Origin of the sequence: Alcaligenes sp. GCM10023179 (assembly GCF_042653705.1) — a bacterium.
Classification (GTDB): domain Bacteria; phylum Pseudomonadota; class Gammaproteobacteria; order Burkholderiales; family Burkholderiaceae_B; genus Alcaligenes; species Alcaligenes phenolicus.
Window position 1 is genome coordinate 77162 of record NZ_JBHSIQ010000003.1, and the last position, 14770, is coordinate 91931.

The 14770-nt window shown below is 58.7% G+C and carries 16 protein-coding genes; 5 read left to right on the forward strand and 11 right to left on the reverse strand.

All coding sequences use genetic code 11. The features are described 5' to 3' along the window. Nucleotides 1–22: 22 nt before the first annotated feature. The 5 genes from ACFPDR_RS14305 to ACFPDR_RS14325 all read left to right on the forward strand — a co-directional run bounded on the left by ACFPDR_RS14305 (nt 23) and on the right by ACFPDR_RS14325 (nt 6328). The gene (locus tag ACFPDR_RS14305; RefSeq protein ID WP_376911292.1) at nt 23–1447 is read left to right on the forward strand and encodes a methyl-accepting chemotaxis protein; all 1425 of its coding nucleotides are present in this window, start codon (nt 23–25) and stop codon (nt 1445–1447) included. Further along, entirely contained in the window at nt 1447–1884 is a 438-nt protein-coding gene (locus ACFPDR_RS14310; protein WP_035269056.1) for a hypothetical protein, read from the forward strand. The genes ACFPDR_RS14305 and ACFPDR_RS14310 overlap by 1 nt, the downstream gene beginning before the upstream one ends. 21 nt (nt 1885–1905) lie before the next feature. Beyond that, a complete protein-coding gene (locus ACFPDR_RS14315; protein WP_083053884.1) occupies nt 1906–3612 on the forward strand; it encodes a methyl-accepting chemotaxis protein in 1707 nt (568 codons plus the stop codon). A 119-nt stretch (nt 3613–3731) separates the two neighbouring features. Continuing rightward, a complete protein-coding gene (locus ACFPDR_RS14320; protein ID WP_137431359.1) occupies nt 3732–5642 on the forward strand; it encodes a DUF294 nucleotidyltransferase-like domain-containing protein in 1911 nt (636 codons plus the stop codon). Further along, entirely contained in the window at nt 5639–6328 is a 690-nt protein-coding gene (locus ACFPDR_RS14325; protein ID WP_026484548.1) for a PolC-type DNA polymerase III, read from the forward strand. The genes ACFPDR_RS14320 and ACFPDR_RS14325 overlap by 4 nt, the downstream gene beginning before the upstream one ends. Here ACFPDR_RS14325 and fliR read toward each other — a convergent pair. The 11 genes from fliR to fliH all read right to left on the reverse strand — a co-directional run bounded on the left by fliR (nt 6325) and on the right by fliH (nt 14765). Then, nucleotides 6325–7110, reverse strand: coding sequence for a flagellar biosynthetic protein FliR (gene fliR / locus ACFPDR_RS14330; protein WP_088452383.1), 786 nt, complete (start codon nt 7108–7110; stop codon nt 6325–6327). The genes ACFPDR_RS14325 and fliR overlap by 4 nt on opposite strands. Nucleotides 7111–7205: 95 nt before the next feature. Continuing rightward, nucleotides 7206–7475 (reverse strand): flagellar biosynthesis protein FliQ, encoded by a 270-nt coding sequence (fliQ, locus tag ACFPDR_RS14335; protein ID WP_003804652.1) that lies wholly within the window; start codon nt 7473–7475, stop codon nt 7206–7208. A gap of 9 nt (nt 7476–7484) precedes the next feature. After that, nucleotides 7485–8252 carry a flagellar type III secretion system pore protein FliP gene (gene fliP / locus ACFPDR_RS14340; protein WP_376911296.1) on the reverse strand — a complete coding sequence of 256 codons (768 nt, stop codon included), beginning with the start codon at nt 8250–8252 and terminating at the stop codon, nt 7485–7487. Between the two features lie 7 nt (nt 8253–8259). Next, the gene (gene fliO, locus ACFPDR_RS14345; protein ID WP_376911297.1) at nt 8260–8562 is read right to left on the reverse strand and encodes a flagellar biosynthetic protein FliO; all 303 of its coding nucleotides are present in this window, start codon (nt 8560–8562) and stop codon (nt 8260–8262) included. 3 nt (nt 8563–8565) lie between these two features. After that, nucleotides 8566–9069, reverse strand: a complete 504-nt coding sequence (gene fliN, locus ACFPDR_RS14350) for a flagellar motor switch protein FliN (protein ID WP_009458083.1) — start codon at nt 9067–9069, stop codon at nt 8566–8568. Continuing rightward, entirely contained in the window at nt 9066–10073 is a 1008-nt protein-coding gene (gene fliM, locus ACFPDR_RS14355; RefSeq protein ID WP_009458081.1) for a flagellar motor switch protein FliM, read from the reverse strand. Before fliM ends, fliN begins: the two co-directional genes overlap by 4 nt. Then, nucleotides 10074–10559 (reverse strand): flagellar basal body-associated FliL family protein, encoded by a 486-nt coding sequence (locus ACFPDR_RS14360; protein ID WP_226349333.1) that lies wholly within the window; start codon nt 10557–10559, stop codon nt 10074–10076. It lies immediately after the preceding gene. 212 nt (nt 10560–10771) lie between these two features. Beyond that, complete coding sequence (locus ACFPDR_RS14365) at nt 10772–12118, reverse strand: flagellar hook-length control protein FliK (protein WP_376911301.1); 1347 nt, start codon at nt 12116–12118, stop codon at nt 10772–10774. 12 nt (nt 12119–12130) lie between these two features. Next, entirely contained in the window at nt 12131–12580 is a 450-nt protein-coding gene (fliJ, locus tag ACFPDR_RS14370) for a flagellar export protein FliJ (RefSeq protein WP_376911303.1), read from the reverse strand. Between the two features lie 2 nt (nt 12581–12582). Next, nucleotides 12583–14025 (reverse strand): flagellar protein export ATPase FliI, encoded by a 1443-nt coding sequence (gene fliI, locus ACFPDR_RS14375; RefSeq protein WP_371477461.1) that lies wholly within the window; start codon nt 14023–14025, stop codon nt 12583–12585. Further along, entirely contained in the window at nt 14025–14765 is a 741-nt protein-coding gene (fliH, locus tag ACFPDR_RS14380) for a flagellar assembly protein FliH (RefSeq protein WP_021446819.1), read from the reverse strand. The genes fliI and fliH overlap by 1 nt, the downstream gene beginning before the upstream one ends. Between the last annotated feature and the right edge of the window lie 5 nt (nt 14766–14770).

The window sequence follows — 14770 nt, forward strand, 5'->3', positions numbered from 1 at the left end:
GCACCACGTGCGGGAATCTTCTATGCTTTTTAAGAATTTGAGTCTAAAGGTCGGCATGACCTTTTGTATTGCTGCTCTGATGGCATTGACAGTGGCCATGGCAGGTTGGGCGCTGTATTACTTTCATGGCCTGCTGGCCCTGGGTTCGGGCGACAAAGTCTTGCGTACCCTGCAAGAGCAGCAGAGCACGTTCAATATCGTCCTGACCGTTGTGCTGGTGCTGGCCGTGCTGCTGGGCCTGGCCGCGATCAGCTACTTCTTCCGCCGTGTGGTGCGTCCCTTGGGCGACTTTGCGGCGTACTTTGATGCAATTGCCAAAGGCGATCTGACTCAACGTATTCGCGTGCTGACCGCCAATGAAATCGGTGATCTGTTCGAGTCGCTGGGCCGCATGCAGGAATCCCTGGTCAAGACCACCACGACGGTACGTCTGGGCCTGGAAGAGATCCATGCCGGTGCGCAGGAAATTGCCCAGGGCAATACCAATATCAGCAGCCGTACCGAAGAGCAGGCCGCTTCCTTGCAGCAGACCGCTGCCAGCATGGAGCAGTTGGCCGGCACTGTTCGCCAGAACGCGGACAACGCCCAGCAAGCCAACCAGTTGGCCGCCACTGCATCGGATGTGGCTCATCGTGGTGGTAGTGCCGTCAATGAAGTGGTTGCAACCATGCAAGGCATTTCGGCCAGCTCCAACAAGATTTCCGACATTGTGGGCGTGATCGACAGCATTGCGTTCCAGACCAATATTCTGGCTTTGAACGCGGCTGTGGAAGCCGCTCGCGCAGGGGAACAGGGCAAGGGTTTTGCGGTGGTGGCCGCTGAGGTGCGAGCCCTGGCTCAGCGCAGTGCCCAGGCCGCGCGTGAAATTACCGCCTTGATCGAAGACTCGGTGCGCAAAGTGACGGAAGGTTCCTCGCAAGTGGAACGTGCCGGCGCCACCATGCAGGAAATTGTGGATTCCGTGCGTCGCGTGACCGACATCATGGGTGAGATTACCGCTGCCACGATTGAACAGTCCTCCGGGATTGATCAGGTGAATCGCGCAGTCTCGCAAATGGATGAAACAACGCAGTACAACGCCCGTCTGGTGGAGCAGGCCGCTCTGGCATCCTCTGGCCTGAGCGAGCAGGTGACCAAGGTCAACCAGGCCATCGCGTTCTTCCGTTCGCCCGGTACGGAAGTCATTGACGTCAGCGCGCGCCGTGTGGCCAACCGCCGCAGTGCGGCCGCTGCCTCCTCTGAAACAGAACACCGTCGCAGCTCCGCCTTGAATGGCAGTGCCGCGGCCACCAAAGCCAGCCCCGCCACCAAAGGCTTGTCGGCGCCTGCCAAGGCTGCACCGGCCGCCAAGGCTACCGCTGCCCAGGACGATAGCCAGCGCCTGCTGCGCCCGGACCTGAGCAAAAGCAGCAGCGCTGCTTCGGATGATGATTGGGAGGAGTTTTAATGTCTCGCACCCGACTGAGTACCTGGGTCGGGCTGGGACGTAAGACGCTGATAGGCTTGTGCTTGCTTACCCTGGCTGCGTGTGCCACCCAGGGTTCCTCCTTCAAGGCCTCGGGGTTGAATGATCTGATCCTGGGCCAAAGTACTCGTGCCGATGCCGAGCTGTCCTTGCAAGGTCGTCCTCATCAGGTCTACCGACAGCTCGATGGCAGTGAAATGGCCGTGTGGTTCCAGGGCACAACCCTGGCAACGGATGCGGTCTATTTTCGACAGGAACTGTGGCTTCAATTTGATGCCCAGGGGCGTTTCCAGCAAGTGGTCAAACGCAGTCATATTCCTTCCATGTATCGCGAGCAAGCGCGTAGTACCACGACAGGCTCGGTCACGATTGAGCACCCTGGCACGGACATGATCACCATCTTGCCGGTCAGCCACTAGAGTTTTCTTTGGATTTAGCAAATGCTGGGTATTGAAAGCAGTCTTCCGTCCGCGTCCCGCGCTTCTAAACGTCGTTCCTCAAAATCATTTCGCCCCAGTCTGAAGTCCGCTTCGGGCCTGAAGATCAGCACCATGCTGATGATCTGCATGGGCTTGTTCATGGTCCTGATTGTGGCCGTGGGCGGCCTGGCGGCTTACTACCTGCAGCAAAGCGGCGATGCGCTGCGTACCATCAATCGTCAGGCAGATCGTTCCGTACAGATTCTGCAGCTCAATAACAATATGATGGAAGCGCGCCTTAGCTTGATGAGCGCAGCGCGCTTTTATCAGGAAGCTGGCATCGATAACGACGCCAATATGCTGCAAAGTGCAGACAATCTGGTGATTATGGCCAACCAGAAGCTGGATGAGGTACGCAAGGCCTTTGCGGATATCCGTGCCAATATGCCTACCGAACCGGAGCTGCGCCGACTGGCCATGGGTTTGGTGGCTTCCTACCAGGCGTATCTGGACGATGGCATTGAGCCTATGGTTCAGGCCCTGGAGACACGCGATTACAGCACTTTTTACTTCGTCAGCGAAGGTTTTGGTGTGCTGCGTGCGGCCACTTTCCAGTTCCGTATTGAAGAGTTGAGCAAGTTCTACAACGATCAGACGGATTTGCTGCTGGAACAAGCTCAATTGCAAACCCGCGTTGCCAATAGCGCGATTGGTTTGGGCTTGCTGATTGGCTTGGCCATTATTGTGGCGCTGCGCCTGGTGCTGGGTCGTACCGCTTTGGCTCCCCTGCGTGAAGCCGGTGTGCATTTTGACCATATTGCCAATGGCGATCTGACCAAGAAGATTACCTATCGTTCGGCCAATGAAGTCGGTGTTTTGTATGATGCCATGCGCCGCATGCAGCAAAGCTTGCAAGGCATTGTGCTGACTGTTCGCCAAGGTGTGGACGAAATTGCTTCAGGTTCCTCGCAGATTTTTGCAGGCAATACCGACTTGAGTTCCCGTACCGAACAACAAGCCGCCGCCTTGCAGGAAACGGCGGCCAGTCTGGAAGAATTGGCCAGCACGGTGCGCCAGAACGCAGACAATGCTCATCAGGCAGACCAGCTGGCTCATAACGCCGCCAAGGTTGCTCGCCAGGGTGGGGAGTCGGTCGGTGCCGTGGTCAATACCATGAACCAGATCTCTGCGCGTTCCGGCCAAGTGGCAGACATCGTTAACGTGATTGACGGTATTGCTTTCCAAACCAATATTCTGGCTTTGAACGCCGCCGTGGAAGCCGCCCGTGCCGGTGAGCAGGGCAAGGGCTTTGCGGTGGTAGCGGGCGAAGTACGCAGCCTGGCGCAGCGCAGCGCGCAAGCGGCCAAGGAAATCAAGGGCCTGATTGAAGCCTCGCAAAATGAAGTCCAGACCGGTACACAGCAAGTGGCCAGCGCGGGCGACATTATTCAGGAAGTGGTGCGCGCGGTAAATAGCGTGACCACCTTGATGAGCGAGATTTCCTCGGCCTCTCAAGAGCAAACGGCGGGTATCGAACAGATCAATACTGCCGTGGCACAAATGGATGCTGTGGTGCAGCAAAATGCCTCGCTGGTGGAAGAGGCGGCTGCGGCAGCAGGCTCTTTGCAGTCTCAATCCGAGACCCTGGCCGAGGCGGTTTCCCAATTCAAGGTTCAGGAAGGCGATGTCATCGATATGGCCGAGCGCGACTACGATCGTTTGCGTTAAGCGCTTTGAGGGGAAAAAAAGGCGCATGCCTATAGTTGAAATCCCCTAGAAAAACAGGGTCCGCGAGGGACATGCTGCATGGCACAATAATTCTTTGCCTATAGCCAGCAGAGACGCCCATGTCCTTCGCGATTCCCGGTGAATCCGTGGCCAAGACGGCGGTGCGCCAAAAGGCGCCCGGCATCTTGGCCTGGTTGATTGCTTACCCGCCTTTCGATCAGATGCAGGCGCAGCACTGCGATTACCTGATCGAGCATAGCGAGCTACGGTTTTTTTCAGCCGGACAGGTGCTGTTGGAAGAAGGCGCGCGTGTTGATCAGCTCTACCTTGTTCGCCAAGGTCAGATATCCAGCCAGGAACACGGTGAAACTCACGAGTATGTGGAAGGGGATCTTCTGCCCGTGCGTGAACTGGTTTCGGGTCAGGCCCTGGACAGTGATTACCTGGTGCAGGAAGACTGCTTTACCTTGTGCGTGGCTGGTGAAGCCGTTGCCCATCTGCTGACCATCAGCGAACCTTTTCGGGATTACTGCTTGCGTGGTGCCAGCAGCCTGCTGGCCTCGGTCTGGCGCAGTGCCCAGAAAAGTGCCAGCGCCGACCTGGGTGCCAGCTACACGCTGGACATGAGTCTGCAAGCCCTGACAGAACGCGGTTTGCTCAGCTGTTTGCCGGATTGTCCGGTCGAGCAGGCGGTCAAGGACATGCACGAGCGTCAGGTCAGCAGCATGGTGGTGGTCAATCCGGACCAGCATTTGTTGGGCATCTTCACCTTGCGAGACTTGCGCCGTTTGGTAGCTGGTGGTCAATACGATCCGACCCAGGCCATGTCTCAAGTCATGACACCGGACCCGGTCTGGCTGGCTCCCCAATCCTCGGCCTTTGATGCGGCTTTGCTGATGGTAGAGCATCAGATCGGCCATATCTGCCTGGTTCAAGACCATAAAGTCGTGGGCATGGTGTCCGAGCGCGATGTGTTCTCCTTGCAGCGCGTGGATCTGGTGCATTTGTCGCGTGCCTTGCGCTGTGCCCAGGACGTGTCCGTGCTGGTACGTCTGCAGTCTGATATTGGTCGGCTGGTGGACGCCATGCTGGCTCACGGTGCGCGTTCTGAACAGCTGACTGCGGTGATTACGCGTTTGAATGATCACACGGTTCAGCGCACGATTGAATTGAGCTTGCCCGGCTCCGGGCTGGATGGCATCGAGTTCTGCTGGCTGGCTTTTGGTAGTCAGGCCCGTGGCGAGCAAACCCGTCATACCGATCAGGACAATGGCATTTTATTTGCCGCCCATTCGCCCGAACAGGCCCAAGCCCATCGCGCCTTGCTCCTGCCTTTTGCGCGTCGGGTGAACGAGGCCCTGGACCGCTGCGGGATGGCCTGGTGCACTGGCAATATCATGGCCAGCAATCCTGACCTCTGCCTGTCTGAAGCCGAATGGCTGCATCGTTTCCAGATCATGATTGAACGGCCTGCGCCCGAGCAATTGCTGGAGTCCACGATTTACTTTGACTGCCGCGCCATCTGGGGCCAGAGCAGTATGCTGCAACGCATGCAGCGCCGGGTACTGGGCATGGTGAACGATAACCCTGTGTTCCAGCGCATGCTGGCTCAAAGTACCTGTCAGACCCGTATTCCCAGCGGTAAAAAGCGCAGTCGTCTGGAAGCGCTGATGGGGCAGGGCGATGACAAGCTGGACATCAAGAAACAGGCCTTGGCACCGATGGTGGATGTGCTGCGGGTGCTGGCCCTGGCGCATGGTTGCGAACTGGCCTCGTCCATGGACAGGCTGGCCGTGCTGACTCAGCGCGGTGTCTTCACAGACGAGGAGTCGGAGGGCCTGTGCGAGGCCTACCGCTATTTGCAATTGCTGCGCTTGCAACATCATCAAACCCAGTTGCAGCAGGGGCAGGAGCCCAACAATCTGGTGCGTTTGAGTACTTTAGGTGCACTGGATGCACGTGTCTTGCGTGAAGCCTTGTCGCAAGTGCGCCGTGCCCAACGTATTCTGGCTTTCCGGTATCGCTTATGAAACTGCTTTCCTGGCTACCTTGGCGTAAATCCTCTTTTGCCGCACGCAGTCCCTCCTTGTCCTGGAGTGGGGTGGACGAACTGGCTTTGGACGAAGCGGCCTTTACGGTGCTGGATCTGGAAACCAGTGGTCTGGAGCCCAAGCGCCACCATATCGTTCAGATGGGTGCGGTCCGCCTGGAAAACGGTTCGATTGCCTTGGGCAATATCTGGTCCGGTCTGGTTCGGTCCCAGGGTGAGCGCAGTCATGAAAGTCTGCTGATTCATGAGATTAGCCCGCAACAACAGGAAGAAGGCGAGCCACTACCCCAGTTGATGCGGGACTTTGCCCGCTATTCCGAAAACACGGTATGGGTCGCCTGGGATGCCGACTTTGATCTGGCGTTTCTGGATCGTGCCTGGCCGAAGGCGGGCCTGGAACAGGCCCGGCCTTTGGCTCTGGATTTGGCTGAACTGGCTGCCTGTGTATTGCCCGACTGGCGTGGACGTCGTCTGGGCCTGGACGATTGCCTGAAATATTGTGGCCTGCCGGTAAGTGACCGCCATGATGCCTTGGGAGATGCCCTGGTCAGTGCACAGTTGATGCAATTACTGATTGGGCGCGCCAAGCAAAAAGGCATCCTGACCATAGGCCAGGCTCGGCGCTTGATGCAATCGCACAAGCAGCGGCAGGCGCACGCGTTTTAAGAGCCTGCCAGCCCCAGCGCGACCCGCATCATGGCTTCGTAGCCGGAGTTGAATAGCTGGGTCAGAAAGGGCGTAGTCTGAGGAATGACCACGGTCAGCAAGGTCAGGCCGATTGTCAGCGTAATTGGGAAACCCACAGCAAAAATCGTCAATTGCTGGGCGGTACGGTTCAAGATCCCAAAGGCCAGGTTAATGGTCAGCAGCACGATAATCAGCGGCAAGGCCAGCAACATGCCCGACACCCACAATTCGCTGCTCCAATCGAGCAAGGCACCCCAGCCATTGATGTTCAGGTCCGCGCCGATGGGCAGCACATGGAAGGTGCGCACCAGCACACCCAGCAAGAGCAGGTGGCCGTTCAGGGCCAGAAAGGTCAGCACCGCAATCACGTTCAGCAGCCGCGACAGCACGGCGGTATTCGCGCCGGTAGCGGGGTCAAAGAATGAGGCAAAAGACAGGCCCATTTGCAGGCCGATAAACTCGCCCGCTGTCTGTACCGCTGCAAACACGATGCGCATGGTCAAACCTAGCGCGACACCGATGAACACTTGCTGCGCGGCAATCAGCAGGGCCTCGTAAGAGGCTGTGGGCAGATCGGGTAGGGGCGGTAGCGAGGGCGCGACAATCAGGGTCAGGATAAAGCCCAGGCCTATTTTGGCCCGCTTGGGGATGGCGGATTCGCTAAAAAAGGGAACGGTAGCCAGGGTGGCCAGAATACGGATGAAGGGCCACAGAAAGGCGTTGAGCCAGGCATAGAGCTGGGCGGAGTTCAGGTCGAGCACGGCACGCCTAGGGCCTGTTCAGTGGGCAAGGCATGGCACTTTGCCCGTCACGGATTTGCGTACTCACGGAAGGCTCCTTGTCGCGCTGGCCGGTCTTAGTTGACCAGCCCGGGAATGCCACGCAACAGGCCCTGCATGTAGTCGACCATATTGTTGATCAACCAGGGGCCCAGCAGCACCACCGTAATGCCCATGGCCAGCAGCTTGGGGATGAAAGACAGCGTCATCTCGTTGATCTGGGTGGCTGCCTGGAAAATACTGATGCCCAGACCGACCACCAGCACCACGATCAACATGGGACCGGCCATGGACAGGGCCAGTTTCAGGGCGGTATAGGTCATGGACATGACGGTTTCGGGAGTCATGACAGTCCTTTATTGGTAGAAGCTGCGAGCCAGGGAACCCAGCAGCAGATGCCAGCCATCGGCCAGCACAAACAGCATGAGCTTGAAGGGCAGCGAGATGGTCACGGGTGGGACCATCATCATCCCCAGGGACATCAGGACGCTGGCAATCACCAGGTCAATGATCAGAAAGGGGATAAAAATCGTAAAGCCGATCTGGAAGGCGGTTTTCAGCTCGCTGGTTACAAAAGCCGGAACCAGTACGCGCAAGGGGACATCTTCGGGGGATTCCAGTTCTGCCACGCCCGCCATATCGCCAAACAGCTTCAAGTCTGCTTCGCGGGTCTGGTGCAGCATGAAGGTTTTCAGGGGCTGGGCGCCTTGCTCCAGCGCGGTTTCAAAGCTGATCTTGTTTTCCGACAAGGGCTTGTAGGCGTCCTGATACACCTGATCAAACACCGGTGACATCACAAAGAAAGTCAGAAACAGGGCCAGGCCCACCAGCACGGTGTTGGGCGGCGCCGTACCTGTCCCCATGGCATTGCGCAGCAGCCCCAGCACAATGATGACGCGGGTAAAGCCGGTCATCATCAGCAAGGCCGCAGGCAGGAAGGACATCATGGTCAGCATGGCCAGCGTCTGGATGCTGAGTGACCAGGTTTGCGAGCCGTTCGGGCCTGCTGTGCTGGTAATGGCCGGAACAGCCTGGGCCCAGGCCTCGGAAGGCAGGAGCAGGCTGATCAGGGCCAGAAGCAGCATCAGGCTGATGCGCTGGGCGGGAGAGAGGAGTGCGGTCATGATGCGGTCAGCGGGGCGCACGGTGCTGGTCCAGATGGGCCTGGAAGTCCGGCTCGGAGCCAGCGGGCGTTGTGGTGTGCAGCAGGCTGATCTGCTGAGGGGTGATGCCAATCAGAATTTCGCGGTCATCAATCTGGACCAAGGCCACGCTGCTGCGCGGCCCCAGGCGGTGATTGTCCAGAATCTTGATGCGTTGCTGGTTTTTGTTTTTCAGCAGCCCGCCTCGGCGGGCAACCCAGGCTGCCGCCAGAATCAGGCCTACAACCAGCAGCAGGCTGAGCATGATTCTGACGAGCTGGGCTTGTTCCATGTTCTAGCGGCGGCCGTTCAGGCGTTGGATACGATCCGATGGAGTCACGATGTCGGTGACGCGAATACCGTATTTATCGTCCACCACGACCACTTCGCCTTGGGCGATCAGGTAGCCGTTCACGTAAATATCCAGCGGTTCGCCCGCCAGACCGTCCAGCTCCACCACGGAGCCCTGGCCCAGTTGCAGAATATTCTTGATGGTCAGACGTGTGCGACCCAGCTCCACCGACAGCTGGACCGGGATGTCCATAATCATGTCGATATCGGTGGTGGCGTTCGCTTCGGCGTGCTCCATGGGCGGGAACAGATTGCTGGCCGGGCTGGGTTCGTGCACAGGCGTGGCTGCGCTTTGCTCGGCCAGTGCCGAGGCCCAGTCATCCTCCAGGGGCTGTTCCAGTCCTTGGGCTTGGGTGCTGCTTTGGCTGCCAGCCTGTTGCTCAGCCATCGCGGCTGCCCAGTCGTCCTCGGGCGCAGACCGGTCGTTAGGGTTGTGAGGGTCGCTCATAGGGACTTACCTTTAGTCAAATCGCTGTCGTTGGTGGCCAAGATGTTTTCTACCCGCAATGAGTAGCGGCCACCGGAGGTGCCGTAGCGGCATTCCAGAACCGGCACGCCATCCACGTGGGCTTCAATAAGAGTGGGGATTTCAATCGGCAAGACATCATTGGCCTTTAACTGGGTCAGCTCGGCAATGGTCATGTCTATATTGACGAAGTTGGCAATTAGTTCAACTTCGGCGCTGCGCACTTGTCGTGACAATTGCTGGGTCCAGCGCTGGTCAATATCGTTGGTGCCTTTGTCCTGCAAGGGGCGGGTCAGCAGATCGCGCAGCGGCTCGATCATGGAGTAGGGCAGGCAGATATTCAGATTGCCACCCTGGGCACCAAATTCAATATTGAAAGAGGTCACCACCACGATGTCATTGCTGCTGCTGATGCTGGCAAACTTGGTATGCATCTCCGAGCGCATGTACTCCGCTTCCAGCGGGTAGATGGACTCCCAGGCACCGCAGTAGCTCTCCAGCGTCAGGGTCAGCAAACGCTGGATGATGCGCTGCTCGGTCGTGGTGAAATCCCGGCCTTCGACGCGGGTGTTGTAGCGGCCATGGCCACCAAACAGGCTGTCGATAATCAGAAAGACCAGGTTCGGGTCGAAGGTAAACAGCGATACGCCCCGCAAGGGCTTTAAGGCAACCATGTTCAGGTTGCTGGGCACGGGCAGGTTGCGCTCGAAATCCGAGTACTTCTGAATACGAATGGAACCGACGGTGATGTCTGCGTTGCGGCGCATGAAGCTGAGCATGGTCGAGCGCAAACGACGGGCAAAGCGCTCGTTGATCAGCTCCAGGGTCTGCATGCGGTGACGCACTACCCGGTCTGGCGAGGTCAGGTCATAGGCCCGTACGCCAGTCAGGTTTTCGTTCAAGGGCTTGGTGTCAGCGCCTTCGCCGGTAACACCGGCCAGCAGTGCATCGACTTCGTCTTGGGATAGGAAGCTCTGATACGACATTTATTGGATGACAAAGGCGGTGAACAGGACATCATTGATGTTCGGTACAGCGGTGTTGGGCGCGTAGGGCTCTTTCAGGCCGGCGCTCAGCTGTGCAACCAGGGCTTGACGCCCTTCGGAGGTCTGGATGTAGGTGGGGCGCTGTTCAGCCAGAATCTTGAGCACGCGATCACGCACCATGGGCATGTACTCCACCAGCATGGAGCGCGAACCATCGTCCTGGACACGCAGGGTGATGCCTACGTACAAGATGCGCGAGCGGCCATTCTCGTTCAGGGTGACGGTAAAGGGGTCCAGCGGCGCAAAAATGGGTTTGGCATTGACCTTGACCACCGGCGGTTCATCCGGGGCAGGGGCCGCTTCAACCGATTGGCCTTTTTCCGCCCAGGCTAACCAGGCAGGCGTGCTGCTTTGTTGCAGGGAGTAGTACAGCGTTGCGCCCACGCTAGCGGCGATAATAAACAGAACCAGCAGACCGGTTTTCATCAGGCGTGCAAGTTTGGTGGGTGCTTTTCGGGCCATGTGATGTGAGCGATGTATTTTCTAGCGTATTACAAACAGACAAACGCATGTCGGGCCTGAGCCTGACTGCATGCCTGAGCTATTGTGCCGGAGGTCAGACAGGACAGGCCCGGCGAATAGACGCTGCTTTTCGAGCTTAATCATGCTTTTTGCCGGGCTGTCTGTGGGACTGTGAATCAGGCGAAGGTATCAACCAGCGCGTCGGGGTTCAGCGAGCGGGTGGCGCTGCTGTTCACCAAGGGGCTGCTTTCGTCAGCGGAAGCCACGCCGTTCAGGCTGAAGGCGGGTTGATCGCCTTGATTGCCCTTGGCGGCCAGTTGCTCGTGAAAGGCCTGGTGCGAGGCGTGCTGGTCGCCTACGTCAGCCTGTCCCAAGGTCAGCCCGTTTTCTGCAAACTGCTGTTGCAGCTGCTGCAAGGATTGTTCCAGGGCGTGGCGGACTTGAGCATGGGGCGAGGTGATCATGGCGTGGGCCATGCCATCCTGCATTTGCAAGGTAATGCGCAAGGGGCCCAGTTCGGGTGGGTCCAGACGAATGTCGGCGCTTTGAACGCCGCCTTGAGCCTGTTGGGCCAAGGTAATCATTTGACGACCCATGGCCGCCCCCCATTCGGGGGACTGGACCGGCGTGGCAATGGCCAGCGTCAGGGGGCTGGGCAAGGCGGCCGGGCTGTTGGCCTGGACTGCGCTGGGTGCGGCGCCAAGTTGCGCTAGCAGGGAAGCATCCAGAGCGGGCAGGTTCAGATTCACGCCGGCACGGGCATCGTCAGCAATTTGTCGACCAAAGTTAGCCAAGGAAGCCGACGCTTCATCCATCAAACGTGTCTGGGATGAGGGCACATTAGCGGCGATGCCAGTGCCTGGCGGGTTGTTGTTCAGCACTTGTGCTGTGTTCACCGCTGGTTTGCGAGCAGTGGTGGCAGCCAGCGGATTGCTGGTTTCAACGGCTTTAGGCAAGACCAGTTCGGCGCTCAGATCAAGCTCGGCTTCTGCTTCAACAGCGTTCAATGGCGCGGTCTGAGCTTGACGGCTACTTGGCTCGGCGGCCAGATTCTGGCGTGTGTTGATGGCGCTCAGTGGCAGTTTGCTATCGGTTTGGGCACTTTTGGGGTCGACCTTGCTGCTCTTGATGGCCTGTACTTGCGAAAGAATCGACAAGGCCATGGCAGGCAGGCCGCTATCGGCCGGGGCATCAGTGTCAAGTTCCAGATCGCTCTGATCGGCAATCAGCAGGGCCGGGTCTTTGATCAAGGGGTCCAGCTCGCTGGCACCAGCCTGTTCGGCCACGGCGTCAGCCAGCTTGGGGCTGTCGGCGGGAACCTGGGTTTTGGTGCTGTCCTGCTTGGCGGCTGCCGGTGTCTTGCCAGCCCCTTTGTGTTGCACCTGCTGCTGTTGGGTTTGCAGATGCTGGGCAAAGCCTTCGTCTTTGGGCGCATGCGCAGCCGCAGGCCCGGCCGTGTTGGTGACGGGGGCCGAGGGTGCGGCAGGGGCCGCAGGTAAAACCGAAAGAGTGGGCGAAGTCATGGCGGCGCTTGTTTAATAGGCGGTCTGGCTACGGGTAAAGAGACGAGCAGCGATTTCATCGCTGTTACGTTGTTCCATTCTTTGTTGCTGGACTTGCTGGGTCTGGAGACGGCGGTCGATCAAGGTTTCATACGCTTTCAGGCGCTGCTGATGGCCATACCAGACCTGGCGTCCCTGTTCCATTTTCTCTTCCAGCGCTTGGATGACACTATTTTGCTGGGAAATGGCCTGGTCCAATGTCACGATAAAGCGCCGGAAATTGTGGTAGTTCGCCATGGTTACCCCAGTTTGGCCCACATCCAGCAGGCGCTGGGCGTAGTCCTGGCGATAGGTCTGCAACATTTCCAGCTGCGACTGGGCCGCATCGCGTTCTGTTCGCAGCTCCTGCAGATGGCGGGCCGCTTCGTCCACATTGTTCTGACTGAGATCGACCAGCGTATGTAAAGAAGCGTTGGCTTTCATGGCTATTGCTCGCTATTGAGAACGGCGTTCAATTCATCGAAGGCGCGTGGCACGTCCACACGTTGCTGCATGCCCTGGCGCAGATAGGCCTCCAGCCAGGGGAAACGATCAATGGCCTGATCAATGGCAGGATCATTGCCACGGGTATAGGCGCCCACGGCAATCAGGTCGCGGTTGCGTTGATAGCTGGAGAGCAGGCCCTTGAAGCGGTGCACCATCTTGATCTGTTCTGGCTCCACAATGCTGGGCATGACCCGCGAGATGGACGCTTCGATATCAATGGCCGGGTAATGGCCGGTTTCCGCCAGACTGCGCGACAGCACAATGTGGCCGTCCAGAATCGCTCGGGCCGAGTCGGCAATCGGGTCTTGCTGGTCGTCGCCCTCGGTCAGCACGGTGTAGAACGCGGTGATCGAGCCGCAACGGCCTTGTGCATTGGGTTCGCCATTGCCGGCGCGCTCCACCAGGGCCGGTAGCTTGGCAAAAACGGAAGGAGGGTAGCCCTTGGTGGCAGGCGGCTCGCCAATTGCCAAGGCGATTTCGCGCTGAGCCATGGCATAACGCGTCAGCGAATCCATGATCAGCAAGACGTTCTTGCCTTCATCACGGAAAAACTCGGCCAGACGGGTGGCGTACACTGCGCCTTGTAGACGCAGCAAGGGCGAGACATCAGCCGGAGCAGCGACAACAACCGAGCGTTGCAGGCCCTCTTCGCCCAGGTTGTGCTCAATAAATTCTTTAACTTCCCGGCCCCGTTCACCGATCAGGCCCACGACAATGATGTCGGCCTGGGTGTAGCGGGCCATCATGCCCAGCAGCACACTTTTACCCACACCGGAACCGGCAAACAGGCCCATGCGCTGACCACGGCCTACGGTCAGCAAACCGTTGATGGCACGTACTCCTACGTCCAGAACCGTGTCGATGGGACTGCGCTTCAGTGGGTTGGGTGTGGTGTGGCTGAGCGAGACGCACGCTTGCGCGTCGATCGGGCCCAAACCGTCCAGTGGATTGCCGCTGCCATCGACCACGCGACCCAGCAGGCCGGGGCCGACCGGAACATGGCGCGAACGCGCCTGGGCGGGCAGGCTGTCCGGTTGATCGGAGTCGGGCAGCGGAACCGGCGGCTGCAATTGAGCTTCAACTGGTACAACACGTGCACCGGGAGGCAGGCCGGAAATTTCGCTCAAGGGCATCAAATACAAGGATCTGCCTTCAAAACCTACAACCTCGGCTTCGGCCCAGATGTTTTGCGCGGCAGACAGCTCCACTTTGCAAGCGGCCCCTACCGCCAGCTTCAAGCCTGTAGCTTCCAGCACCAAACCCGTGGCGCGGACCACGCGGCCGCTGCGCAAGCTGGGCTCAATGGCCTGGACCCGTTGCTGTGCCGACAGCATCTGGGCGCGCCAGCGTTCGGGGGAGGAGGCCAAAAGGGGAGTTGCCATCAGGGCTCCGATGAGACGGGCAAGCCCAGGCTGGCCAGGGCGCGTTTCCAGCGGGTGGCAAAGGTGGCGTCAATATCGCCGTAACTGGAGCGCACACGACATTCACCGCGTTGCAGCTGGGGGTCTTCTTGCAGACGCCAGGCGCGGGGCTCGCCTTGTTCAATCAGAAACTCACGCACCAGGCTGATGTCGTCCGGGTGCAAGCTCAGTTCCAGGGCGCTGGTATCGCCTGGATCACTACGCAGTACTTCGGCAACCAGATCGCGGATGCGGCTGGGTTCGGCCTTGATGGTGCTTTGCAATACATGCTCGGCAATACGTGTCGCCAGCTGAATCAGGGATTGGCCCATTTCCTGATCCATCAGTTCAATGGACTGGGCGCAGTTCTGGTTCAGGGCGACAAATTCCTTGATGTACTGGTCAATCTGTTCTTGTGCCTTGGCCATTCCAGCCGCCATTCCGGCTTCATAGCCCTGGGCATGACCACTTTCCTGGCCTGCTGCCAGACCAGCAGCGTGGCCTTGGTTGTAACCGGCCTGATAGCCCTGGGTATGGCCTTCTTCCTGCGCCTGGCTGCGCTGGTTTTCCAGATCGCGCTGCAGTTCTTCCGGGGTAGGAGGGACGAACTCGGGCTCTTCCGGTTCCGGGGCGACGACAGGATCATCCAGCCCCTGCATTTGCCAGCGGCTCCAGCTTTCCTGAAGTTCCGAGTAGGCCGAGGCTTTACGGTGGCTGGACATTTACA

Bases quoted from the DNA above. Each gene is read 5' to 3' on its own strand.
- fliI (WP_371477461.1), bottom strand. From the start codon at position 14,025: ATGGCAACTCCCCTTTTGGCCTCCTCCCCCGAACGCTGGCGCGCCCAG.
- ACFPDR_RS14305 (WP_376911292.1), top strand. From the start codon at position 23: ATGCTTTTTAAGAATTTGAGTCTAAAGGTCGGCATGACCTTTTGTATT.
- fliO (WP_376911297.1), bottom strand. From the start codon at position 8,562: ATGGAACAAGCCCAGCTCGTCAGAATCATGCTCAGCCTGCTGCTGGTT.
- fliH (WP_021446819.1), bottom strand. From the start codon at position 14,765: ATGTCCAGCCACCGTAAAGCCTCGGCCTACTCGGAACTTCAGGAAAGC.
- ACFPDR_RS14325 (WP_026484548.1), top strand. From the start codon at position 5,639: ATGAAACTGCTTTCCTGGCTACCTTGGCGTAAATCCTCTTTTGCCGCA.
- ACFPDR_RS14360 (WP_226349333.1), bottom strand. From the start codon at position 10,559: ATGAAAACCGGTCTGCTGGTTCTGTTTATTATCGCCGCTAGCGTGGGC.
- fliP (WP_376911296.1), bottom strand. From the start codon at position 8,252: ATGACCGCACTCCTCTCTCCCGCCCAGCGCATCAGCCTGATGCTGCTT.
- fliQ (WP_003804652.1), bottom strand. From the start codon at position 7,475: ATGACTCCCGAAACCGTCATGTCCATGACCTATACCGCCCTGAAACTG.
- fliJ (WP_376911303.1), bottom strand. From the start codon at position 12,580: ATGAAAGCCAACGCTTCTTTACATACGCTGGTCGATCTCAGTCAGAAC.
- ACFPDR_RS14310 (WP_035269056.1), top strand. From the start codon at position 1,447: ATGTCTCGCACCCGACTGAGTACCTGGGTCGGGCTGGGACGTAAGACG.
- ACFPDR_RS14365 (WP_376911301.1), bottom strand. From the start codon at position 12,118: ATGACTTCGCCCACTCTTTCGGTTTTACCTGCGGCCCCTGCCGCACCC.
- ACFPDR_RS14315 (WP_083053884.1), top strand. From the start codon at position 1,906: ATGCTGGGTATTGAAAGCAGTCTTCCGTCCGCGTCCCGCGCTTCTAAA.
- fliM (WP_009458081.1), bottom strand. From the start codon at position 10,073: ATGTCGTATCAGAGCTTCCTATCCCAAGACGAAGTCGATGCACTGCTG.
- fliN (WP_009458083.1), bottom strand. From the start codon at position 9,069: ATGAGCGACCCTCACAACCCTAACGACCGGTCTGCGCCCGAGGACGAC.
- ACFPDR_RS14320 (WP_137431359.1), top strand. From the start codon at position 3,732: ATGTCCTTCGCGATTCCCGGTGAATCCGTGGCCAAGACGGCGGTGCGC.